We start from the raw sequence: 23857 nt of genomic DNA, 5'->3' as shown, positions 1-23857 counted from the left end.
CCCGCCGCCGGAGCGGACACGCCCCCGGCGGACCGGCCCGACGCCGCCACCCCGGCCACCGCGCCCCCGGCGCCCCCGGCCGCCGGCCTCACCGCCGCCAAGCGGGAACTGCTCAGCCGCCGGCTGCGCGCCCGCACCGCGCCGCGCCGGGCGATCGGGCGCCGTGCCGCCGACGCGCCCGTGCCGCTCTCCTTCGCCCAGGAACGGCTCTGGTTCATGGAGCAGTTCGCACCGGGCACCGCCGCGTACAACATCCCGGTGGTCCGGCGGCTGCGGGGGCCGCTGGAAGCCGACGCGCTGCGCCGCGCCCTGGACGCCTCGGTCGCCCGGCACGAGACGCTCCGCTCCCGCTACCCGGCCACCGAGGACGGCCGCCCGGTGCTGGCCGTCGACCCGCCCGGCCCGGCCGCGCTCACCGTGGCCGACGCCGACGACGAGGCGCACGCCGAGCGGCTGGTCGACGAGGCCTCCGCCGTCCCCTTCGACCTCGAACGCGGCCCGCTGCTGCGCGCCCTGCTGATCCGCCTCGCCGCCGACGACCACGTCCTGCTGCTGGTCGTCCACCACAGCGTCAGCGACGGCTGGTCCAGCGAGGTCCTGCTCGGCGAGATCCTCCGCGGCTACGCCGCGTACGCCGCCGGACGCCCTGACCCGCTGCCGGAACTCGCCGTCCAGTACGGCGACTTCGCGATCTGGCAGCGCGAGCGGCTGAGCGGCGGGCGGCTCGCCGCCGAGGTCGCGCACTGGGCCCGCGAACTGGCCGGCGTCGAACCGCTGGAGCTCGCCTTCTCCCGCCCCCGGCCGCCCCGGCAGACCTTCGACGGCGCAGGCTACGGCTTCGCCGTCGACCGCGGGCTGCTCGACCGGCTCACCGCCCTCGGCAAGCGGCACGACGCCACCGTGCACATGGTGCTGCTCGCCGCCTTCCAGGCCCTGCTCTCCCGCTACAGCGGCCAGCGCGACTTCGCCGTCGGCTCGCCGATCGCCGGCCGCCCCGAGCCCGAACTCGAACCGCTCGTCGGTATGTTCGTCAACGTGCTGGCGCTGCCCGCCCGGCTGGAGGGCGACCCGGCCTTCACCGAGCTGCTCCGCCGCACCCGGGAGACCTGCCTGGAGGCCTACGCCCACCAGGAGCTCCCCTTCGCCCAGCTGGTCACCGAGCTCAAGGTGCCCCGCGACGTCACCCGGCCGCCGGTCTTCCAGGCCGTCCTCGCCGTCCAGAACTACGCCACCCAGCGCGAGGCCGTCGGCGAACCTCCCTTCGACGTAGCGCCGTTCGGAGTGCGCGCCAGCGGCACCCGGTTCGACCTGGAACTCTTCCTCCAGGAGTGGCCGCAGGGCCTGCAGGGCTCGTTCAACTACAACACCGACCTGTTCGCCGAGGCCGACGTCGCCCGCCTCGCCGGACACCTCGGCCGGCTGCTCACCGCCGTCGCCGCCGACCCCGACACCCCGCTGTCCGCCCTCGACGACCTCCCGGCCGCCGAACGCGCCTTCGAGATCGACGAGTTCAACGACACCGCGGTCGACCGGCCGGACACCACGCTGACCGCCCTGGTCGCCGAGCAGATCGCCCGCACCCCGGACGCCGTCGCCGTCGCCTTCGAGGGGAAGCCGGCGCTGACCTACCGCCAGCTCGACGCCGCCGCCGACCGGATCGCCGCCCGCCTCGCCGCCGAGGGCGTCGGCCCCGGCAGCCTGGTCGCGATCAGCGCCGAACGCTCGCCCGAACTCGTCGCCGGCCTGCTCGGCGTGCTCCGCACCGGCGCCGGCTACACCCCCCTCGAACCCGACTACCCCGCCGAGCGGCTCGCCTTCCTGCTCGCCGACAGCGCCGCACCCGTCCTGCTCACCCAGCGCCGCCTCCCCGTCCCGGACGGCTGCACCGCCAGGGTCCTGCTGCTCGACGACCCCGGCGAGTGGCCCAAGGCCAGGAGCAGAGCCGCCGGCCCGGCCGGACCCGCCCCCGACGACACCGCCTACCTGATCTACACCTCCGGCTCCACCGGCCGCCCCAAGGGCGTCCCCAACACCCACCGGGCCATCGCCAACCGCATCCACTGGATGCAGGACGCCTACCGGATCGGCCCCGGGGACGCCGTCCTGCAGAAGACCCCGGCCGGATTCGACGTCTCCGTCTGGGAGTTCTTCTGGCCGCTCACCACCGGCGCCCGGATCGTCCTCGCCAAGCCCGGCGGCCAGAAGGACAGCGGCTACCTGCGCGACCTGATCGTGCGGGCCGGCGTCACCGTCGCCCACTTCGTCCCCGCGATGCTCACCGTCTTCCTCGCCGAGGACGGCATCGAGCAGTGCACCGCGCTGCGCCGCGTGGTCTGCAGCGGCGAGGCCCTCCCGCCCGACACCGCACGGGAGTTCACCACCCGCCTGCCCGGCTGCGCACTCGCCAACCTGTACGGGCCCACCGAGGCCGCCGTCGACGTCTCCGCCTGGGAGTGCGAGGGCCCGCCGGAGACCGTCCCGATCGGCCTGCCGATCGACAACACCCGCCTGTACGTGCTGGACGCGGCGCTCCGCCCGGTGCCGCCCGGCGCCCCCGGCGAACTGCACATCGGCGGCACCGCCGTCGCCCTCGGCTACCACCGCAGACCCGGCCTCACCGCCGCCCGCTTCGTCCCCGATCCCTACGGCCCGCCCGGCTCCCGGCTCTACCGCACCGGCGACCTCGCCCGCCGCCGCCCCGACGGCGCCCTCGAACACCTCGGCCGGATCGACCAGCAGGTGAAGATCCGCGGCCTGCGGATCGAGCCCGGCGAGACCGAGGCCGCCCTGCGCGCCCGGCCCGGCATCGCCGACGCCGCCGTGGTCGTCCGCGAGGACCGGCCCGGCGACAAGCGCCTGGTCGGCTACCTCGTCCCCGCGCCCGGCGCCGACGAACCCGACCCCGCCGCGCTGCGCGCCGCGCTCAAGCGCAGCCTGCCCGACCACCAGGTGCCCACCGCCTTCGCCGTCCTGCCCGCCCTGCCGCTCACCCCCAACGGCAAGCTCGACCGCCGGGCCCTGCCCGCCCCGAAGCTGCGCCGCGACGCCGGCGCCACCGCACCCGCCACTCCCGCCGAGCGGGTGCTCGCCGAGATCTGGGCCGAGGTGCTCGGCCTGCCCGAGGTCGGCACCGACGAGGACTTCTTCGACCTCGGCGGCCACTCCCTGCTCGCCACCCAGGTGGTCGCCAAGGCCCGCAGGCGGCTCGCCGAGGCCGGCGCCCGCCCGGTCAGCGTGATGGACCTCTTCACCTGCCGCACCGTCCGCGACCTCGCCGCGCTCGCCTCCCTCGACGAGCAGGACCGCGGCCCGCGCCGGCTCCTGCACCGCCTCACCCGGCCCGTCCCCGCCGACCGCCGCCGGCTCACCCTGGTCTGCGTCCCGTACGGGGGCGGCAGCGCGGTCGTCTACCAGCCGGTCGCCGACCTGCTGCCCGCCGACACCGAACTGTGGGCGGTGGCCATCCCCGGCCACGACATCGGCGTCACCGAACAGCACGTCCCCTTCGACGAGTTGGCCGAGCAGCTGGCCGCCGAGGTGCGCGAGCGGGTGGACGGTCCGGTGGTCGTCTACGGCCACTGCGGCGTCGGCACCGCGCTGGCCGTGGCCACCGCCCGCCTGCTGGAGGCCTCCGGCCGCGAACTGGAGGCGGTGTACGCCGGCGCCCAGTTCCCCTTCGCCAAGCCGCGCAGCAGGGTGCTCACCGCGCTCAGCGGACTCGCCTCGCTGGAGCCGCTGCTCGGCGACCGGGTCTACGTCAACTGGCTCACCGGCATGGGCGTCGACACCTCCGAACTCGACCAGGACCAGATCCGGTTCATCGTCGGCAACATGCGCCGCGACTCGAAGGCCGCCGAGGCGTACTTCACCCGCGCCATCGCGGAGGTCGCCGCCGGCGCGCCCCGGCTGCGCGCGCCGCTCGTCTCGCTGGTCGGCGACCACGACCCGGCCGCCGACTTCTACCAGGAGCGCTACCGCGAGTGGCTGCTGCTCGCCGAGCGCTCCGCCGTCGCCGTGCTCGACCAGGGCGGGCACTTCTTCGTCAAGTACCGGGCCGCCGAGGTCGCCGAGGCCGTCACCACCGTGCACCGCGCCGTCCTGGCGGGGGAGACCGGCGCCCTGCCGGGCCGGGCACCCGAGAACTCCTGGTGGTTCCACGGCGAGACCGGCCCGCCCGCCCCGGCGGCGGGCACCGCGGCGGGCTCCCCGTCGGAGGCCCCGGCAGCAGGTCCGGCGGGCTCCCCGGCGGTGGGCGCCGCCGCGGGGGAGCCGGAGGCGGACGGCCCGCAGCCCGGCCTCGGCCGCTTCCTCGCCGTCGCCGCCGGACAGCTGGTCTCGATCACCGGCTCGGCGCTCACCGAGTTCGCGCTGCCGGTCTGGATCCTGCTGGAGACCGGCTCGATGGCCCGGTACGCGCTCTACGCCGTCGTCGCCATGCTCCCCGGCATCCTGGTCGGCCCGCTGGCCGGCGCCTTGGTCGACCGGCTCGACCGGCGGAGGGTCATGCTCGCCGGGGACGTCGCGGCCGGCGCCACCCAGGCCGCGATGCTCGCGCTGCTGCTCGCCGGGCAGCTGCACTCCTGGACGGTCTACGTGCTGCTCGGCGTGCTCTCGGTCGCCCTCACCTTCCAACGCCTCGCCTACGCCTCCGCGGTGCCCCAGATCGTGCCCAAGCAGTACCTGGGACACGCCAACGGGATCGTCCAGCTGGCCTTCGGCGCGGCGCAGTTCGTCGTCCCGCTGGTGGCGGTGGCGATGATGTCGGCGATCGGCCTGCGCGGCATCCTGATCATCGACGTGGCCAGCTACGCGCTCGCGATCGGCATCCTGCTCGTGGTGCGGTTCCCCCGGACGCTGCCCTGGACCAGGCGCGAGTCGCTCACCGAGGAGATCAAGCAGGGCTTCGGCTACTCCTGGCGCAACCGGGGGTTCCGGGCCATGCTGCTCTGGTTCGCCGGGCTGAACGTCTTCCTCTCCCCGCTGTTCCTGCTCGTCACCCCGATGGTGCTCGCCTTCGACGACCTGGACGGCGCCGCCCGGGTGGCCGTGGCGGGCGGCGCGGGCGCGCTGCTCGGCGGCGTCGCGATGGGGTTCTGGGGCGGGCCGCGCCGGCACCGGCTGCGCGGCATGCTCGGCCTGGCCGCCCTGCTCGCCCTGGCCGGGGCCGTCACCGGCCTGCACGCCGGGCTCTGGGTGATCGCCGCCGGGGCGTTCGGGATGTCCTTCGCGCTCTCGCTGGTCAACGGCGTCTACTCGACGATCGTCCAGGTCAAGGTGCCGCAGCGGTTCCACGGCCGGGTCTTCGCGCTCAACACGCTGGTGGCCTGGTCCACCCTGCCGCTCGGCCACGGCGTCATCGCCCCGCTCGGCTCGGCCGTGTTCGGCCCGCTGATGGAGCCCGGCGGCGCGCTCGCCCCGGTCTTCGGCCCGCTGATCGGCACCGGGCCCGGGCGCGGCATCGCCCTGATGTACGTGCTGTTCGGCCTGGCCATGCTGGTGCTGGTCCTCGTCGGGCTGCGGCTGCCCGCGCTCGCCCGCTTCGACCGGGACGTGCCCGACGCCGAACCCGACGACCTGGTCGGCCTGCGGGAACGGGCCCGCGCCGCGGCCGCCCGCCGGGCCGCCGAGGAGGCCGCCGGGCAGGCCGCGCGCCGGACCGGGACGGACGCGGCGCACCCGGTGCACACGGACCCCGCACCGCGGGCGAAGGCGGGCGCCGAGTGAACCGCGCCCCCGCCACCCTGCCCGAACTGCTCGCCCACCGGGCCGCCGCCCACCCCGGGCGGACCGCCGTCGCCAACGGCCCCGACCGGCTCGACTTCGGCTCCTGGCAGGCCCGTTCGGGCGCGCTCGCCGGAGCCCTGCGCACCGCCGGCCTCCGCCCCGGCGACCGGGTCGGCCTGCGCTACGGCACCGCCGACTGGGCCGCCTACGCCGTCGCCCACCTGGCCGTGCTGCGGGCCGGCGGCGTCGCCGTCCCGCTCTCCGACCGGCTCGCCCCGGCCGTCACCGCGCACGCCCTCGCCGACTCCGGGGCCCGGTTCCTGCTACACGCGGGGGCGGCCGACGCCGGCCCGGCCGCCGCCGGGGTGACGGTGCTCACCGAGGCGGACGCCGCCGGCCACCCCGCCGACCCGGGCCTCCCGGCGCCCGATCCGGCCGCTCCCGCCCAGATCCTCTACACCTCCGGCACCACCGGCACGCCCAAGGGCGTCACCGCCACCCACGCCAACCTGGCGCACGGCTGCACCCTGGACGAGCGCCGCCGCCCGCTGCGGCACTCCGAGGCCTTCCTGCACGCCTTCCCGGTCGGCACCAACGCCGGCCAGACGATGCTGGTCAAGGCGCTCGACGCGCACGCCACCTGTGTCGCCGCCCCGCAGTTCACCCCGCTGCGGTTCCTCCGGCTGATCGCGGAACACCGCGTCGGCAGCGTCTTCCTCGTCCCCGCGATGGCGGTCGAACTGCTCGGCTCGGCCGCCCTGGCCAAGGCCGCGGCGGCCGGCCCGGGCGCACCGGACGGCGGGGCCGCACCGGACGGCGGGGCCGCACCGGACGGTGGGGGCGCACCGGACGGTGGGGGCGCACCGGGCGGTGGCGCGCTGGACGGCGTCAGGCTGGTCGGCTCCACCGCCGCCGCCCTCCCGCAGCCGGTCGCACTGGCCCTCAGCCGGGCCTTCCCGCACGCCCAGATCGCCAACTACTACACCTCCACCGAGGCCGCGCCCGCCCAGGTCACCCTGCTCTTCGACCCGGAGCACCCGGAGTCGCCGGGGCAGCCCGCCTCGCTCGCCGACCTGCGGATCACCGACCCGGACGGCCGACCCGTCCCGCCCGGGGAGCCGGGCGAGCTCTGGCTCCGCTCCCCGACCGCCCCGCGCGGCTACCTCGGCGAGCACGACCGGGCCGTGTTCCAGGGCCGCTGGGTCCGGATGGGCGACCTCGGCCGGATCGACGCGGACGGCTTCCTCCACCTGCTCGACCGGGAGAAGGACGTGATCAAGTCCGGCGCCCACAAGGTCTCCACCCTCCAGGTCGAGAACGCACTGCACGGCCACCCGCGGGTGGCCGACGCCGCCGCGTTCGGCGTCCCGCACCCCGTCCTGGGCAGCGTGGTCGCCGCCGCCGTCGTCCTCACCCCCGCCGAGGGCGGTGCGCACGGCGCACCGACCGCCGCCGACCTGCGCGCCTCCCTGCTGGACCGGCTCGCCGCGCACGAACTGCCGGCCACCGTCCTGTTCCTCGACGCACTGCCGCGCAACGAGGGCGGCAAGGTCCTCAAACGCGAACTGCGCCGGCTCCTGACGACCCACGAGTCCCCCGAGGCACCCCGATGAGCACCCCCCTCAGCCCCGCCCAGCACGGCATCTGGCTCACCGAGCAGACCCTCGACGCCGCGGCCGCCTACCACCTCGCCGTCACCGTCGGGTTCGACGGCCCGCTCGACGTCCCGGCCCTGGCCGCGGCCTGCGCCGAGGCCGTCCGCCGGCACCCGGCGCTCGGCAGCCGGATCGCCCCCGACGGCACCGCCGTCCTGGCCGGCCCCGCGCCCGGGCTGCGCCTGGCCGACTGCGGCGAGGACGAACTCGACAAGCTGCTCGCCGACGAGACGGCCGCCCGCTTCGACCTGGCCGCCGGGCCGCTCGCCCGGTTCACCCTGTACCGGACCGGGCCGTCCCGGCACGTGCTGCTGGTCGCCGCGCACCACCTCGCCTTCGACGGCGAGTCCAAGGACCGGCTGGTCGCGGACCTGGCCGCGGCCTACCGCGGGGAGCCTGCGGACGTCGCGCCCGCCGCGCCCGCCGCGCCCGTCGCGCCCGCCGCGCCCGCCGCGCCCGTCGCGCCCGCCGCGCCCGTCGCGCCCGCCGCGCCCGCCGCGCCCGCCGCGCCCGCCGCGCCCGCCGCCGTGGGACCGGCGCCGCAGGACGTCGCGGCCGCCACCGCCTACTGGGCCGACCGCTGGCACGAGCCCGGCCCGCCGGTCCTGCCCGGGCTGCGGCAGTCCCCCGGCCACGGCACCACCCCCGCGCCCGGCGCGGCCGTGCCGTTCCGGTGGGCCGGTGACCGGCACGCCGCACTCGCCGCCACCGCCGCCCGGCTCGGCGTCACCCGCTTCGAACTGCTCACCGCCGTCTGGCACGCCCTGCTGCTGCGCTACGGCGACCGGGCGCCCGCCACCGCCGTCGAACTGTCCGTCCGCCGGCCCGGCGAACCGGTCGCCGTCGGCCTGGCCGTCAACGAACTCCCGCTGTTCACCGGCCCGTCGGCCGAGCAGCCGTTCGCGGACCTCGCGCTGGACGTGCGCGCCCGGCTGCGCGGCCTGTACCCGCACCGCGCCGTGCCGCTCGGCCGGGCCGTCCGCGGCCTGACCCCGCGCACCGCGCTGACCCCGCTCTCGGTCAGCTACCGCCGCCGGCCCGCGGGCCGACCGGAGCCCGCCTTCGGCGCCGCCGCCACGGCGGATCCGGCCGCCCCGGGGGAGGCGCTCGGCGCCACCGTCCGCTGGACCGGCTTCGCCGGCACCGCCCGCAACCTCCTCCACCTCCAGCTCGTCGACGCGGACGACGAGGTGACCGGAAGCCTGCAGTACCGGGCGGACGCCTTCGCACCGGGCGCCGTCGAACGGATCGCCGGCCACTTCGGCACCCTGCTGGACGGCGTGCTCGCCGACCCCGCGACCCCGGTCGGGGACCTGCCGCTGCTCGGCCCGGCCGAACGGGCCGCCCAGCTCGCCGCGCCCGCACCCCGCCCCGAACTCGCCGAGGACACCGTCCCCGCGCTGTTCGCCGCCCGCGCGGCGGCGACCCCCGGGGCCGTCGCCCTGGTCGCCGACGGCGCCGCCCACACCTACCGGGAGCTCGCCGGCCTGGTCGCGCACGCCGCCGCCGCGCTCACCCGGCACGGCGCGGGCCCGGGCGCACTGGTCGGCATCGCCCTGCCGCGCGGCCGGGACCAGCTGGTCGCCGTCCTGGCCACCCTGGCCGCCGGCGCCGCCTACCTGCCGCTCGACCCCGAGTACCCCGCCGAGCGGCTCGCCTTCCTGCGCGCCGACGCCGGGCTCGCCCTGCGGATCACCCGCGAGCCGGACGGGCCGGGCGACCTCACGCCCGCCGACCTGGCCCCCGCCGACCCGGACGCCGACCCGGACGCCGTCCCCGCCCCCGGCGGTGCGGCCCCCGTACCGGGCGAGGGGCCCGCGCTGCCCGCAGGCCCCTCGCCCACCCACCCCGCCTACGTCCTCTACACCTCCGGCTCCACCGGCACCCCCAAGGGCGTGGAGGTGCCGCACGGCGCGCTCGCCAACCTGCTCGCCGCCCTGCGCGACCGCCTCGGCTCCGGCCCCGGGGACCGCTGGCTCGGGCTCACCTCGCTCTCCTTCGACATCTCCACCGTCGAACTGCTGCTCCCGCTCACCACCGGCGGCCGCGTCGTCCTCGCCCCCGAGGGCGCCCACCGGGACGGTCCCGCACTGCTCGGGCTGATCGCCCGCGAGGGTGTCAGCCACGTCCAGGCCACCCCCAGCGGCTGGCGGGTCCTGCTCGACGCCGGACTCGGGGCACCGGCCGCCGGGCAGGCCCCCGTCCTGACCGCGCTCACCGGCGGCGAGGCCCTGCCCGCCCCGCTCGCCGCCGAACTGGCCGCCGCCACCGCCCGCCTGGTGAACGTCTACGGCCCGACCGAGACCACCGTCTGGTCCACCCTCGCCGAACCCGTCGGGGCCGACGGCCGGATCGGCATCGGGGACCCGCTCGCCAACACCCGCGCCTACGTCCTGGACGAGCGCCTGCACCCCGTCCCGTACGGGCTGGCCGGCGAGCTGTACCTCGGCGGCGCGGGCGTCGCCCACGGCTACCGGGGGCGCCCCGGCCTGACCGCCGCCCGGTTCCTCCCCGACCCGTACGGGCCGCCCGGCGCCCGGATCTACCGCACCGGCGACCTGGTCCGCCGCCACCCCGACGGCGCCCTGGAGTACGTCGGCCGCGCCGACACCCAGGTCAAGCTGCGCGGCCACCGCATCGAACTCGGCGAGATCGAGGCCCGGCTGGCCGAGCACCCCGCCGTCGCCCGGGCCGCCGCCGCCCTGCACGGCCCCGAGGACGACCGCCGGCTCGCCGTCTACGTCGTCCCGTCCGGGCCGCCGCCCGGGCCGGACGAGCTGCGCGCCTACCTCGCCGCCACCCTGCCCGCCGCCGTCCTGCCGGGCGCCTGCGTCGTGCTCGACGCCTTCCCGCTCACCCCCAACGGCAAGCTGGACCGCGCGGCGCTGCCCGAACCGGCCCCCGTCCGGGCGGAACCGCCGGCCCCGACCGCCGAGCACGGCGGTTCGGACGGCCCCGACGGCCCCGACGGCCCTGACGGCCTCGACCCGACCACCGCCACCGTCCTCGCCATCTGGCGCGAGGTGCTGCGGCTGGACGACCTCGGACCGGACGAGGACTTCTTCGACCTCGGCGGCCACTCGCTGCTGATCACCGCCATCGCCGCCCGGATCCGCCGGGAACTCGGCGTCGCCGTCCCCCTCGACGTCTTCTTCGACACCCCGACCGTGCACGGCGTCGCCGCCGCCGTCGCCGACCTTCGCAAGGAGTAGCCCGTGAGCACCGAAGCCCCGTACCAGGTGGTCGTCAACGACGAGGAGCAGCACGCCCTCTGGCCGTCCGGCACCCCGCTGCCCGCGGGCTGGCGCGCCGAGGGGTTCGCCGGCACCGAGGAGGAGTGCGCCGCCCACGTCGACCGGGTCTGGCCCGACATCCGCCCGCTCAGCCTGCGCCGCCGCCTCGCCGAGCAGGCCGCGGCCGCCACCGGCGGAGCGGCCCGGTGAGCGCCCCCGCCGACACGGCCGCCGCCGCCCCCGCGCCCGGCGACGCCCCCGCGCCCGGCGACGCCCCCGCTCCCGGCGACGCGCTGCTCAGCCGCCTCGCCGAGCTGGTCTCCGAGGCCACCGACGGCACCCTCGGCACCGCCGAACTCCTCGCCTCGGACGCCTCGCTGACCGCGCTCGGGGTCTCCTCGCTGGCCCTGCTGCGGCTCGCCGACGGCCTGGAGGAGGAGTTCGGGGTGCTGATCGACCTCGGCGACCCGGCACTCCACGCCGAAGGCCTCGACGGCCTGGCCGAGCGACTCCGCCGACTCGGCGGCCGGTCGGGCGCGGAGCCCACCGGATGAGCGGACCCACCGCCGCCGGGACGGCCCTGCGCGAGGCGCCCCCCGCCGGGGCGGCCGTCCTCGCCGTCCCCTTCACCGGCAGCCGGGCCGGCCGCGCCCCGCTCACCTGGGGCCAGCGCGCCATCTGGCACGCCATCGGCCGCACCGCGCCCAACGACCACTACTTCAACCTCGGCCGGGTGCTCCCGCTCGCCGACCGGGGCGCACCCGTCGACGAGGCCGGGTTCACCGGGGCCGTCGCCGCGCTGCTCGCCCGGCACGAGGCGCTCCGCACCCGCCTGACCCTCTCCGGCGCGGGCGAACCCGGCCAGCACCTCCTCGCCTCGGGCGAGATCGGGGTGACCGTCCGCGACGAGCCCGACCCGGCCCGCGCCGGGCGGGCCGCCGAGGAACTGCTCACCGCCCTCGCCGGGCGGCGGTTCGACTACACCGGGGAGTGGCCGGTCCGGATCGGCGCGGTCCGCAGCGGCGGCCGGATCACCCACGCCGTGCTCGCCCTCTGCCACCTGGCGTCCGACGGGCACGGCGCCGAGGTGCTGGTGCGCGACCTGCGGCTGCTGGTCCGGCGCGGCTCCGCGGGCCGCCCCGTCGCCGACACCCCGTACGACCTCGCGCACGAGCAGCACGGACCGGCGGGCCGCCGCCGGGGCGCCGCCGCACTGGCCCGCTGGGAGGCGGACCTGCGGCGGATCCCGCCGACCATGTTCCCCGAGCCGGTCGCCGAGCCGCGCACGCCGCGGTTCTGGACCGGCCGGCTGGTCTCCGCCGCGCTCCCGCCCGCGGTCGACGCGCTCGCCGCCGCCCACCTGGTCAGCGGGTCCACCGTGCTGCTCGCCGCCTCGGCCGCGCTGGTCGCCGCCGACCGGGGCCACCCGGCCGCGGCCGTCATGCCGATCGCGGGCAACCGCGCCGGGCGCGACCACCGCGACCTGGTCAGCACCCTCTCCCAGGACGCCCTGGTCGTGCTGGACCTGCCCGCGGACCCCGACGGCCGGGCCGTCTTCACCGACCTGCTCCCCGCCGCCTGGCGGGCCGCCCTGGCCGGCTACCGGGCCGCCGCCTACGACCCGGTGGAGTGGGACGCCCTGCTCGCCCGGATCGCCCGCGAGCGCGGCACCGAGGTGCACCCCTACTGCTGCTTCAACGACATGCGACTGGTCGAACGGCCGGTCCGGGAGGGGGCGCCGCCGACCGGGGAGGAGCTCGCCGCGCTGCGCGGGCGCACCGTCCTCGACTTCCCGGCCACCCAGGAGCTGGTCGCCTGCCGCTACTGCCTCCACCTGACCGGCGACGACACCGCCCTGACCGTCACCCTCACCGCCGACACCGCCCACCTGCCCCCGGACGCCGTCCACGCCCACCTGCGGGCGATCGAGGAGGTCGTCGTCGCCTCCGCCGCGGGGGACCCGCCCAGGCTCGCCGACCTGCCCGGCCTGCTCGCCGGGTACCGGAGCGCGGCCCGGTGAGCGCGGACCACGTCCCGAGACCGCTGGCCTGGGCGGAGTCCACCTCCTGCGTCCAGGGCGGCCGGCTCCGCTTCCACCTGGCCGCCGGGGACGGCGGAGCGGGCGACGGCGGCGGGCCGCTGCGCGGGCGGGTCGTCGTCACCGACGAGGTCACGGGCGAGGTCCGGTTCAAGGCCGCCGTCGACGGATCCCGCTTCGACCTCACCGTGCCCGCGGGCTGGCCGAGTTCGCTCTACCGGGCGAGCTTCCACGACGAGCGCCCCGAGCGGCCCGCGCCCGAGTGCGACGCGGAGCACGAGGTCTGGTTCGTGGTGCGCGCCGCCCGGCCCGGAGCCACCTCCGCCACCCTGGTGTCCGTCCCGTTCGCCACCTGGCGGGCCTACCACCGGGCCGGCCAGCCCGGCCGCGGCCTCTACTACGCCGAACAGCCGGACCGGGCCGCCCGGGTGACCCTCGACGCGCCCGGCGGCGGCCCGCCGCCCGAGCGGTGGGAGGAACCGCTGCTGCGCTGGCTGCCGCGGGCCGGCTACCCGGTCGAGTTCTGCTCCGGCTTCGACCTGCACGACCGGCCCGGCGGGGCCCGGCTCCTCGCCGCCTACCGGCTGCTGGTCGTCAACGGGCACGACGAGTACTGGTCCGCCGGGATGCGGGACAACGTCGAGGAGTTCGCCCACCGGGGCGGGAACCTGGCCTTCTTCGCGGCCAACACCTCCTGGTGGCAGATCCGGCTGGAGGACGGCGGCCGGACCCTGGTCTGCCACCGCGACGCCGCCGCCGACCCGGTCACCGCCACCGACCCGCGCCGCGCCACCGTCGAGTGGTCCGCCTCCCCGGTCGACCGCCCCGAGAACGCCATGACCGGCGTCAGCTTCCGCCACGGCGCCGGTGCCTGGGGCGACGGCATGGCCGTGATCGGCCGGGAGTCCTACACCGTCCGCTTCGCCGACCACTGGGTCTTCGAGGGCACCGGCCTCGCCGACGGGGACGCCTTCGCCCGCGGCGCGCTCGGCTACGAGACCGACGCCGCCGAACTCGACTGGTCCGCGGGCGTCCCCCGCGCCACCGGCCGCGACGGCACCCCCCGCTCCTTCGCCGTCCTCGCCACCGCCGACCTGCGGCACTGGCGGCGCTACGGGCAGGGCGGCTGGGCCACCATGGGCGTCCACCGGCTCGGCGCAGGCACCGTCTTCAACGCCGCCACCATCAACTGGGGCCGCGCCCTGGGCGATCCGGTGGTCGACCGGATCACCCGCAACGTCCTCGACCGCCTCGGCGGTGCGGTGCCCGCCCCGCGCTGGCACACCGTCGGGCGGGCGCCCGGCCTGCGCGCCCTCGCCGCCTGCGAGGGGCTGCTCTTCGCGGTCGCCGCGGACGGCACCACCCTGCTCCACCGCGGGCCCGGCGACCAGAACCTCCCCTGGACGCCCTGCCCGCCGGACGGCGCCGCCGCCCGGATCCGCTGCCTCACCGCCCCGCGCGAGGCCTCCGGCCCCGTCCCGCTCGCCCTGCTCGCCGTCACCGACGACGACCGGCTCCTGGTCCGCGACCCCGTCCCCGACGCGGCCCCGTGGACACCCGCCGGCCGTGTGCCGCCCGGGACGGCGGCGCTGGCGGTCTGCGACGGCACCCTGTTCGCCGTCACGCCGCACGACGACACCCTCCACCACCGCCCCGCGTCCGGCCCCGGGACCGCCTGGCGCCCGCTGGGACCGGCCGCCGGCGCCACCGCGCTGACGGTGCTGAACGGCCGTCTGCACGCGCTCACCCCGGCCGGTCTCGCCACCCGGCCCCCGACCACGGAGCCGGGCACGCCGTTCGGCCCGGCGGCGCCGTTCCCGGCCGCCGTCGCCCTCGCGGCCCTCGCCGGCCGGCTGCTCGCCGTCTCGCCGGACGGCCTGCTGCTGAGTCACCCGGCGGTGTGACGGCGGGGCCCGCGGTGTGACGGCGGGTCACGGGCCGCCGGGATCCGTGACCGGGGGAACCGGGCGTCCCGGTCCGGCCGTCCTTCGGAGGGGACGGTCGGGGCTCCGCAGGGGATCCGGCTGCACCCGGTCCGTCCGGACCGCTGTCCTCGCGCCCTGCGGTGCTCGTCCCGGCCCGCAGGTTCCGACACGTGATGGAGTTCTGTGACTGACTACGAGACGGCCAGGACGATCAGCATCATCCTGGGTGCCGTGAACGTCCTCGTCCCGCTGGCCGGCGCCGTGGTGGCCGCCACCTTCCTGCGCCGCAGGGGGCGCAACGCCCGCCTGGCGATGATCGGTTGCCTGGTCACGGCGGTGAGTCCGATCCTCGTCTCGGTGCTGGTGGGCTTCGCGATGGAGGACATCTACGACGAGTACGGGATCGTCGCGGCGGTCAACGCCCCGACCCTGCTCTCCCTGCCGTTCCACCTGACCGGACTCGGGCTGATCGTCGCCGGAGCCCTCGTCACGCCCCGGCCGCAGCAGTTGGTGTACATGGGCGGGCCCTACCCGGCCCCGCCGCAGCCGCCCACCGACCAGCCGCCCGCCGGCACGGACGCGAGGGCCTGACCGGACGGTTCGCGCGGAGGGCCCCGGCGGCGTCGCCGGGGCCCTCGTCCGTGCCCGGGGCAGCTCTGCCCGGAGCAGCGTGGCCGGAGCAGCAGGACGTCCGTGGGGCGGCCGGGGCCCCGGGACGAGCCGGGCGTCCACGGTCCGGCGGCCGGCGGGCCCGGCGGGCCCGAACGGCTCCGCGGAGGAAGCGCCGAACCGGCCGTCCCCGCCCGTGATCCCGTCGTGCACCCCCACATCCCGCGCACGCCTCGCGCACACCTCGTCCGACTCCGCCCGCCCCCGCCGGGACCCCCCGGAGCCCGTCCACGGCCGGCTGCTTCCGGCCACCGCCCGGCCGCCGCGCGCCGCCGCTGCGGCCGTGCACGGGCGGGACGCAGGAGGCGCGCCGGTACCACTGGGGCGGCCGGGCGCCGGGGCACCGGCTCCGGAGCCGGCCGGCTCCGGCGCGCCGCGGTGGCCGGTGGGGCCACGGGGACCGGTGGCGCCGGAGGGGCGCCCGGGCCGGGGCCGGGATCGGCCGACAACGCACCCGTCGGCCCATGCCGGAGGCCTGTGCCGCCGGATGGCGCGACCCTACGATGTGAGCGCCGTCGGGCCTGACCCCCGACACTGCCGGCCGACGCCGGGCACCGCCGGGCCCCGTGGGCCGGACGTCCCGTCGGCCGGAGCCCGACCCGGCGACCGGGAGCGGGCCCGCAGTGCAGGCAGCACCGCGCAGGCCGCCCGTCCTTCCTCACCACCCTGGGGGTACACCCATGCACGTCGACACCCGCGCGCCGCGGGTCAGACCCGTTCGCGCCGCCCTGCTCGTCCTCGCCCTGCTGGCCGCACTGGTGGGCGTCAGCCTCCCGGGGGCCGGCGGCGCCGCCGCGGCGGTGCCCGACCGCTGGGGCTTCGCGTTCCTCGACAACCCGACGCCGCCGCTCGGCTACGTCCCGGACACCACCCGGCAGTGGGGCAGCTGGCCCTCGCCGGCCACCAACCCGGTGAAGGTGGACCAGACCGGCGTCGGCTCCTACCTCGTGCACTTCCCGCTGATCGCGAGCTCCGGCGGCATCGCCCACGCCACCGCGGTCGGCCGCACCGGCAACTGGTGCCAGATCAAGGGCTGGGGCCCGGCCGGCACCGGCCAGGACGTCGCGGTGGCCTGCTACAAGCCCGGCGGCGCGCCCGCCAACACCCTCTTCACCGTGCTGTACACCACCAGCAGCGGGACGCCCGCCCCGCCCGGCGGCGGCTACGGCTACCTCTACTCCAACTCCACCGGCTCGGTGCTGACCCAGTACAACTCCACCGGGGCGGTCAACACGTCGAGCTGGGGCGGCAGCGGCTCCGGGATCTGGAAGGCCTGGCTCCCCGGCCTGGGCTCCTCCTCCTACGACGGGAACATCGAGGTCACCGCCGTCGACGCGGCCCAGGGCGCGCGCTGCAAGGTGGCCGACTGGGCGCCCTCGGCGACCGGCCAGACCGTCGTGGTCGCCTGCTTCAACGCGGCCAACGCCCCGTACGACACGCGGTGGACGCTGAGCTACTCGCTGAAGCGCGCGGTGCACGGGCCGGCGTTCCCGCCGAACCGGTTCGGCTACCTGTGGTTCAACGGCGGCCTGCCGCCCGGCGGCAACTTCAACTCCACCGGCCCGGCCAACACGCTCGCCGGCTCGGTGCCCTACACCGTCACGCTCCCGAACGTGGGCGTCCCCTCGGACACCGCGCACGTCACCGCGTTCGGGCCCGGCCCGGACTGGTGCGGCCTGGCGCTGCCGTGGAACCGCACCTCGGGGACGGTGAGCCTGTACACCATCTGCTTCAACGGCGGGGGCTCCCCGGTCCCGGGCCGGTTCTTCACCGCGTACACCTCGGTGGTCTGATCCCGCCGGCCGGGCCCGGGGCGAGCAGCACTCCGGGTCCGGCCGCCCCGCCCCGCGGTTCCCCGGACGCCTCGGCGCCCGGGGAACCGCGGGGTCACCGGCGTACTGGAGCACCGGCGCACCGCGAGGGCGGTGAGCGCGGCGGTGAGCCCCGCTCGGGCCTGCTCGGCCCCGCTGCGGCCGATCCGGTGGACTACCAGATCGCCGCGACCCACTCCGGGTGGTCGATGAACGGGTTCCGGTTCTTCTGGTAGGTGTCGAAGACGATCTGGTTGCGGCGCTTCTCGAAGTCGCTGGGCGGGTCCTGCTCGTTCCACTGCTTCAGCACGGAGAGCCGGCCGTGGAAGCGGGTGCTGCCGTTGACCGAGTCGTTGGGCTCCAGGTCCGGCCAGGAGTCGTCGCCCTCGTAGCGGACGGCCATGTAGAGGATCATGCGGGCGACGTCGCCCTTGTCGGCGTCGCGCGGCTCGAAGGAGTCGGCGTCCGTGTAGCTGCCGGGCGCGCCGCTGACGGGGCTGCCGCCCTTGTCGAAGTCCTTGTTGCCGCGGGTGCCGTTGACCTGGACGTCGGCGGCGCGCAGGTGGTGCAGGTCGGTGCCGGGGCCGGGGGAGGTGCCGAAGTCGCCGTGCGACTGGGCCCAGACGTGCTCGCGGTTCCAGTTGCCGACGTTGCCGCCGTTGAGGGACTTGGAGCGCGAGGTGCCGCTGTACAGCAGGACCACGTTGGCGGTGTTGTTCGGGTCCTGGTCGAGGACCTTCAGGGCGTTCCAGACCGCGTCGTAGGAGATCCTGGTCTGGCCGGTGCCGATGATGGTGTGCAGCGCGGCCTTGAGGCCCGGGCCGGACTTGCCGATCGCGTTCTTGTAGTACGTGCCGTCGTACGGGCCGGCGGCGGCGCTCGCGGCAGGGGCGGAGACCGCGGGGAGGGCGAGGCCGACGAGGACGGTGGCGGCGGCCGCCAGCGCCTTCCATCTGCGTATCTGTGCAACGGACATGAGGGGCTGTCCTTCCCGGACGACGCGAGCCGGGCCGCGCGGGCCGGGGAGGGCCGGGCCGCGGTCTACGCGTGTTGACGTGGTGTTACCGGGAGCATGACACGTCAATGAGGCGCTTCTCGTAACCGATTGGAGGCCGTTCCATGACGTTCTCGCATACGGAGGCCTGCCGAACGCGGAGGGCTTCCCGCCGGTCCGCGGCGCCCCGGCGGGGCCGCCCGGGGCCGCCCGGGGACGGGCGAGGGCGGGGGAGCCGGGAGGGTCGGGAGGGTCAGGAGGCGGCCGGCTGGAGCGGCAGGCCGTGGGGGGTGAGGAGGTGGCGGGCGACCGTGCGGGCGCGGGCCGGATCGCGGACCACGAGGTGGATCTCCCAGGGTGCGCCGCGGGAGAGTTCGGCCTCCACGGCGGCCCACACGGCGGCGATGCTCGCCTCGGGCGGCAGTCCGCCCCGCCCGGCCCCGAGGAGGGGGAAGCAGATCGAGCGGAGCGGCGGGTCGAAGGCGCCGTGCTCCTCGGCGAGCAGGGCGAGCGCGCGGGTGACGGCGCGGGTGACGTCGGCGGGCAGGACGTCGTAGTCGTTGGTGCCGGGGCGGGGGACGGCGACGGCGGCGTGGTAGATCCGGCGCAGGCCCTGCCGTTCGAGCGCGCCGGCGCCGGTGGGGGCGACCGTGGATGCGAGCACCGGGCGGCCGAAACTGCGGTACTGGTCGAGCCACTGGCGCAGTTCGGTGGAGATCCGGTCCTCGATGAGGTCGCCGGTCGGCCCGCGTACCGCACCGGCCCGGCGCAGTACGGCGGACACCGAGTTCTTGTAGGCCTCGGCGAGCGCCAGGTAGACGTTGCTGGGCGAGACGACGACGTCCACGTCCCGCAGCAGGTCGACCGAGTGGGTGTGCAGGTGCACCGCGACGGTCCGGTCGCGGACCGGCACCCGCAGCAGCTGGTGCTCGGCGGCGGGCACCGGGTGGACCGGCCCGGCGGTCCGGGCGGGCCCGTCGGCGGACGGCGCCCCGGCGGGCTGTCCGGCGAGCCGGCCGATCTCGTCCACGACGGCGGCCAGGAGCAGGAGTTCGTGGTGCCGGCGGAACCGTTCGACGCTCACCCCGTAGACGGCGGCGGCGCGTTTGCGGCGGTCGGCGGCGGGGGAGTCGGTGGTGCCGGGGGCGAGGCCGAGGGTGTGCCGGGCGGCCTCCTGGAGGGTGCCCGCGTCGAGTCCGGCGACCGCCCGGCGCAGCAGGTCCTCGACGGTGCGCGGGTGGCGTGCCCCGGGGGCCTCGGCCAGGGCGCCGAGCAGGGGGAGGCGGAGTTCACGGAGCCGGACCGGGCCCGCCCGCCGGACGGCACGCAGCTCGGCGAGCACCGCGTCGTGGTCGAAGTCCGGTGGACCGTCGCCGGGAGGGTTCGACATGGCCCCAACGATGGCACGGAGGAGGGGTGTTCACAAGCTGCTCCGCTCGGTCGGCCGTTCCCCCGGGCCGGTGGCCGCCGGAGGGTCGGACGCGGTGCCGGTCGGGGCATCGGAGTTCGGATCGTCGGCGGTCGGGGCGCCGTCGGCCGGGGCGCCGGCCGGGTCGTGGGCGGTGGGGTCGTCGGGGCCCGGGGCATCGGCGGTCGGGGCATCGGCCGGGGCGCCGGCCGGCCGGACGGCGGCCGCGGCGGCGCGGGCCCGGGCGCGGGCCCGGCGGCCGTCGGCGAGGCACCAGTCGAGCAGCGGGGCGACGCTCGGGTGGACCGACCCGTCCTCGGTGAGGACGGCGGCGGTGAAGAAGAACCGCACCTCGCCGAACTCGTTGTGCATCGCCTGGACCAGGTTGCCCAGCCCGAGTTCCGCCCTGAGCCACTGCGCGGCGCGGTCGCTGTCCCGAGCGCCGCCGGGACCGGCCGGGACGGCCCCGCCGCGGGGCGTCCGGCCTCCGCGGCGCGGGCCCCGGACCCGGCGTCGGCCCCGGCCGGCCGCCGGGGCGTCCGGCAGTTCGTCGAGCAGCCGCACCTCGTCCAGCAGGTCCGTCTTGCTGATCGCGACGGCCAGCCGCGAGCGGTGCAGCGGGACTCCCATCGCCGCGATCGCGGTGGCCGCCTGGCCGAAGACGGTCTGCGGATCGACGCTGGAGGCGAGCGTGCGGTCCAGCCGGGCGCGCTGCCCGGCGTCCAGGAGGTCCCAGAAGCCGGGGACGGCGAGCGGGTCGAGGACGAACAGGAAGGTCCGGGCCGCCCGGGCGTACCGGAGCGCGTCGGCGTCCTCGCGGCTGACGAAGTGTTCGCCGGCGGTGTCGAAGAGGTGCAGCAGCCGCGGGGGCCGCGCGCGGTCCAGCAGCACGGAGTGGGCCCGGTGTCTGGTCCGCGGTGTGCTCCGGGGGTGGCCGCGGATCTCCAGCACCTCGCGCTGCAGCCGGTAGCGCTCCGCCGTCTCCTCGTCGGCGAACCGGGCGTGCGCCCGCCCGTCCGGGTCGGTCCGCCGCAGGACGGCGAGCATCGCGGCCATCAGCTGGGTCTTGCCGGCGGCCCGGCCGCCGACGAGCGGCAGCGCGTGCTCGGCGAGCCGCCCGGTCTCGGTGCTCAGCAGCCGCCCGCAGTGCCCGTGGGTGCAGTACCCGGGCAGCCGGTAACGGCCGGTCAGCAGGGTGGTGGGCAGCCGCTCGTCGCACTGGCAGCGGCGGCGCAGCACACCGTACCGGCCGGGCCGCAGGTCGCTGTGGCGCCGCCGGCAGGCGGCGCGGGAGCACTCGTACTCGGGCCGCCGCACCCGCTCGAAGCAGTGCGGGCAGAGCACCCCCTGGCGCAGCCGCCGGGCGGTGACGGCCGGCTGGTCGAGGCCGGTGAGGACGAGCACGGCGAGCCCGCCGCCGGCCCGCAGGAGCAGCACCAGCAGGGCGTGTGCCAGCAGCGCGGCGGCGACCAGCGGCAGCGCGGCCAGGACGGCGGCCAGCACACCGGTGTAGCCCGCCAGGGCGAGCAGGACGTCGCGGTCGGCCCGCAGCCCGTCGGTGACGGTGCGCAGGGCGTCGGCCGTCAGCCGGCGGTGGGTCCGCGGGCCGTGGGCGGCGACCAGCCGCAGGTCGCGCCGGGCGGGGCCGAAGGCGTAGGTGCGGTGGGCTGGTTGCGGCTCGTCCTGGGGGCGGGGCAGCGGGAGCGTCTGGTACTGCGGGTCGCGCCGCCGCAGCACGTCCACCAGCACGCGGCCGTACGACCGGACCAGCTGGTCCAGCAGCCGCAGCGCACGGGCGGCCGCGACCAGCGGGGCGAGCACCAGGGAGACCGCGAGGCGGGCGAGGAAGCGGACCAGCGGGACGAGCAGGTCGAAGAAGACCGCCATGAGTTCCGACAGCGCGTTCATCCGGCGGCTCCGGGCGGGCGCGGTCTGCGGGCGGCGGGCGGGGCGGTGTCCTCGCGCGGCCGCCGCCGGCGGAGCGGGACGAGGGCGGCCAGCCGGCCGGCGACCCGCCGCAGCGGGGTGGTCCGGCGTTCGGCCAGCCGCTGCTCCACCCGGTCCGCCTCGACCGGCGCGTACCGGCGCAGGGCCCGGGCCAGCCGGGCGGCGTCGGCCTGCGGCCACTGCTCGCGGGCGTGCCGCAGGATGTGGGGGACCTGGTCCAGCTGGACACCGGACGGGTGGTGCGCCAGGAAGGCGGCGGCCGCCGCCAGGTGGCCGAGCAGGGTGTCCGGGGCCGGGCTCGTCCGGCTGACGCGGGCGGTCCCGGCCCGGAGCAGCTGCAGGTAGGCCTGCGCGGTCGCGTACTCCAGACGGGACAGGCCCGCGGCCACCCGGTCGGGCCGCGCCACCGGCCGGTCGGCCAGCGCGGCGGGCAGCCGGCGGCGGAGCACCGCCCAGGCGGGGTGCCAGCGGACCGGCGGCGGGGCGTCGAGCAGTTCGAGGAGCTGCTCGGCCGTCCCGGCCCGCTCCAGGCGGTCGCGGATCCCCAGGGTGCGGGCGACGCAGTCGGCGGTGTCGGCGCCCGGCCAGTCGGCCCGGGGTGCGGCGGCGAACAGTTCGTACAGGCGCAGGCAGCCGTCCAGCGCCTCGGCGTCGGCGACGTCCTGGACCAGGGTCCGGTCGAGCCACCTGCGGGCGCCGTCGTCCCAGCGCAGGGTGGCCGGCAGCGCCGGGACGACCGCGAGCGCCTCGGCGTGCGACCAGTGGGCGCGGGGCGACCAGAGGTGCCGGAGCAGCCGGAGGTCCAGCGGGGCGTCCGGCGGGCGCAGCGCGAGGACGCGCAGCAGGGTGCCGGCGGCGAGCTCGGGCCGCCCGGTCGCCCGGGCCACCAGGTGGTGCTCCAGGAGCCGGTCGTGGCCGGTGAGGTCCTCCTCGCCCAGCAGGTCCGGCGGCAGGCCGAGCAGGACGTCGGGGAACTGTGCGATGCGCGAGTCCTCCAGCCGGGCGAGCGTCTCCACCAGGCCGCGCCGGAACTCCGGCCACTGCCGGGCGGCGGCGGTCAGCAGCTCCTCCAGCCCGGCGAAGGGACTGCCGGTGACGGTCGCGCCCAGGAGCTCCCCGGTGAGTTCGGTGCAGCGCCGGACGAGCTCGGCGGGCGGTGGCCGCAGCCCGGCGGCGGAGGCCCAGCCGAGCAGGCGCAGCGCCCCGGCGGCGTCGGCCTGCCGGAACCTGGCCAGCCAGCGCGCGGTGATCCGCTCGCGCCGGGCCGGGTCGGTGAGCCGGACCGCCGGGAGGGCCTGCGCGTCCCCCTCCTCGCAGCAGAGCATGTCGGACTCGTGGACCTCGTCCAGCAGCTGCTCGGCGAGCTCCTGGTCGTCGCCGCGGGCGGCGGCCCGGCCGAGCGCCCTCAGCTGCTCCGGGTCCAGGCGGTGCTGGCGGTGGACGTCGCGGACCGCGGCGGTCAGCGCGGCGGCCGGCGGCGCGTCCGGGCCGGCCAGCCAGTCGGTGAGGGCGGCGAGGTCGCCCGGGGTGAGGGCGGTGCCGCCGGCCGCCGCCGCGGCCGCGGCCGGGCCGTGCCAGTCCTCGGCGGTCCGTTCGCGGCCGCTCAGGTACTCGCCGGCCCAGGACCAGAAGGTCCGGGCGGAGGCCGGGCCGACCCGGGCGAGCAGGCCGGTCAGCGGGTGCACGGGCAGTGCGGGGGCGAGACCCCGGACGAAGTCCAGCAGGTAGTAGGCGTCCTGGTCGTCGGGCCCCAGGTCGATCCGGTTCTCGGGGAGGCCGCCGATCAGGTGCAGCCGGCCGCGCCCGGGGCGGTGCAGGTAGGTGGCGAAGGACAGCCGCCGGGCGACGGGGGGCGGGAGCAGGAAGCAGGCGGCGGCGAACCAGTGCGCGATCCGGTCGGTGCTGGAGTCCACCACCAGCACCGACCGGTCCTCGGCCAGCGCCGTCCGGGCGGCCTCCAGCAGGACGGGCAGCAGCGCCGCGTGCGGGTGGGCGGCCAGGAACCGGCCGACCGCGCCCGGGGTCAGCGGGCCGGCGTCGGGCCGCTCCTCCAGGGCCGGGAGACGGGTCCGGTCGGCCGGGCGGGAGGACCAGACCGGCGACTCCCAGAGCTCGATGCCGAGCAGGCCGCCGCCGTCCCGGGCGAAGTCGGCGCTGGTCAGGGCGTGGGCGAAGTAGTTGCCGAAGCGCTGGGAGGAGTCGCGTCCGACGTACCGGACCCGGGCCGCCAGCACCGTCGGTCCGGGGACGAAGACCAGGTTGACGGGGCAGCGGGCCAGCTCCTCCGGGGCGTGCGAGTACAGCAGCGAGGGCGGCGGCTCGTAGGCGGTGAGCGCCTCCACCTCGCGCATCGTCTCGGCGGAGACGTCCGCGCTGACGGCGTTGAACTGGTAGCCGGCGAAGCCGCTCAGGCCCTGCTCGCACGAGGTGTAGTAGAGCTGCTGGAACGGCAT

Annotated in this window: 13 protein-coding genes; 9 read left to right on the top strand and 4 right to left on the bottom strand. The window is 77.5% G+C overall.

Features of this window, described 5'->3' with window-relative positions:
• The first annotated feature begins 108 nt into the window (after positions 1 to 108).
• The 9 genes from OG550_RS04000 (at position 109) to OG550_RS03960 (ending at position 17037) form a co-directional block, all read left to right on the top strand.
• Entirely contained in the window at positions 109 to 5724 is a 5616-nt protein-coding gene (locus OG550_RS04000; RefSeq protein WP_442906129.1) for an amino acid adenylation domain-containing protein, read from the top strand.
• A complete protein-coding gene (locus OG550_RS03995) occupies positions 5721 to 7337 on the top strand; it encodes a class I adenylate-forming enzyme family protein (protein ID WP_327674548.1) in 1617 nt (538 codons plus the stop codon). The genes OG550_RS04000 and OG550_RS03995 overlap by 4 nt, the downstream gene beginning before the upstream one ends.
• Positions 7334 to 10591, top strand: coding sequence for a non-ribosomal peptide synthetase (locus tag OG550_RS03990; protein WP_327674546.1), 3258 nt, complete (start codon positions 7334 to 7336; stop codon positions 10589 to 10591). Before OG550_RS03995 ends, OG550_RS03990 begins: the two co-directional genes overlap by 4 nt.
• A 3-nt stretch (positions 10592 to 10594) precedes the next feature.
• Positions 10595 to 10822 (top strand): MbtH family protein, encoded by a 228-nt coding sequence (locus OG550_RS03985; RefSeq protein WP_327674544.1) that lies wholly within the window; start codon positions 10595 to 10597, stop codon positions 10820 to 10822.
• Complete coding sequence (locus OG550_RS03980) at positions 10819 to 11166, top strand: phosphopantetheine-binding protein (protein ID WP_327674542.1); 348 nt, start codon at positions 10819 to 10821, stop codon at positions 11164 to 11166. The genes OG550_RS03985 and OG550_RS03980 overlap by 4 nt, the downstream gene beginning before the upstream one ends.
• Complete coding sequence (locus OG550_RS03975) at positions 11163 to 12632, top strand: condensation domain-containing protein (RefSeq protein WP_327674540.1); 1470 nt, start codon at positions 11163 to 11165, stop codon at positions 12630 to 12632. The genes OG550_RS03980 and OG550_RS03975 overlap by 4 nt, the downstream gene beginning before the upstream one ends.
• Entirely contained in the window at positions 12629 to 14554 is a 1926-nt protein-coding gene (locus OG550_RS03970; RefSeq protein WP_327674538.1) for a N,N-dimethylformamidase beta subunit family domain-containing protein, read from the top strand. Before OG550_RS03975 ends, OG550_RS03970 begins: the two co-directional genes overlap by 4 nt.
• Positions 14555 to 14758: 204 nt before the next feature.
• Positions 14759 to 15166, top strand: coding sequence for a hypothetical protein (locus OG550_RS03965; protein WP_327674536.1), 408 nt, complete (start codon positions 14759 to 14761; stop codon positions 15164 to 15166).
• A gap of 758 nt (positions 15167 to 15924) precedes the next feature.
• Complete coding sequence (locus tag OG550_RS03960) at positions 15925 to 17037, top strand: hypothetical protein (RefSeq protein WP_327674535.1); 1113 nt, start codon at positions 15925 to 15927, stop codon at positions 17035 to 17037.
• Positions 17038 to 17230: 193 nt separating this feature from the next.
• Here OG550_RS03960 and OG550_RS03955 read toward each other — a convergent pair whose 3' ends face one another.
• The 4 genes from OG550_RS03955 to OG550_RS03940 form a co-directional block, all read right to left on the bottom strand.
• Complete coding sequence (locus OG550_RS03955) at positions 17231 to 18031, bottom strand: endonuclease I family protein (RefSeq protein ID WP_327674533.1); 801 nt, start codon at positions 18029 to 18031, stop codon at positions 17231 to 17233.
• Positions 18032 to 18302: 271 nt separating this feature from the next.
• Complete coding sequence (locus OG550_RS03950; RefSeq protein WP_327674531.1) at positions 18303 to 19439, bottom strand: hypothetical protein; 1137 nt, start codon at positions 19437 to 19439, stop codon at positions 18303 to 18305.
• A 30-nt stretch (positions 19440 to 19469) separates the two neighbouring features.
• Complete coding sequence (locus OG550_RS03945) at positions 19470 to 21365, bottom strand: TRAFAC clade GTPase domain-containing protein (RefSeq protein WP_327674529.1); 1896 nt, start codon at positions 21363 to 21365, stop codon at positions 19470 to 19472.
• The gene (locus OG550_RS03940; RefSeq protein WP_327674527.1) at positions 21362 to 23857 is read right to left on the bottom strand and encodes a GTPase-associated protein 1-related protein; all 2496 of its coding nucleotides are present in this window, start codon (positions 23855 to 23857) and stop codon (positions 21362 to 21364) included. The genes OG550_RS03945 and OG550_RS03940 overlap by 4 nt, the downstream gene beginning before the upstream one ends.

This window comes from Kitasatospora sp. NBC_00458 (assembly GCF_036013975.1).
Classification (GTDB): Bacteria; Actinomycetota; Actinomycetes; order Streptomycetales; family Streptomycetaceae; genus Kitasatospora.
Note: the sequence above shows the minus strand (reverse complement) of the source record. Positions and strands in the feature narration are given on the sequence as shown.

Coding starts and splice junctions, on each gene's coding strand:
- OG550_RS03960 (WP_327674535.1), top strand. CDS start 15,925: ATGCACGTCGACACCCGCGCGCCGCGGGTCAGACCCGTTCGCGCCGCC.
- OG550_RS03955 (WP_327674533.1), bottom strand. CDS start 18,031: ATGTCCGTTGCACAGATACGCAGATGGAAGGCGCTGGCGGCCGCCGCC.
- OG550_RS03990 (WP_327674546.1), top strand. CDS start 7,334: ATGAGCACCCCCCTCAGCCCCGCCCAGCACGGCATCTGGCTCACCGAG.
- OG550_RS03950 (WP_327674531.1), bottom strand. CDS start 19,439: ATGTCGAACCCTCCCGGCGACGGTCCACCGGACTTCGACCACGACGCG.
- OG550_RS03975 (WP_327674540.1), top strand. CDS start 11,163: ATGAGCGGACCCACCGCCGCCGGGACGGCCCTGCGCGAGGCGCCCCCC.
- OG550_RS03945 (WP_327674529.1), bottom strand. CDS start 21,365: ATGAACGCGCTGTCGGAACTCATGGCGGTCTTCTTCGACCTGCTCGTC.
- OG550_RS03940 (WP_327674527.1), bottom strand. CDS start 23,857: ATGCCGTTCCAGCAGCTCTACTACACCTCGTGCGAGCAGGGCCTGAGC.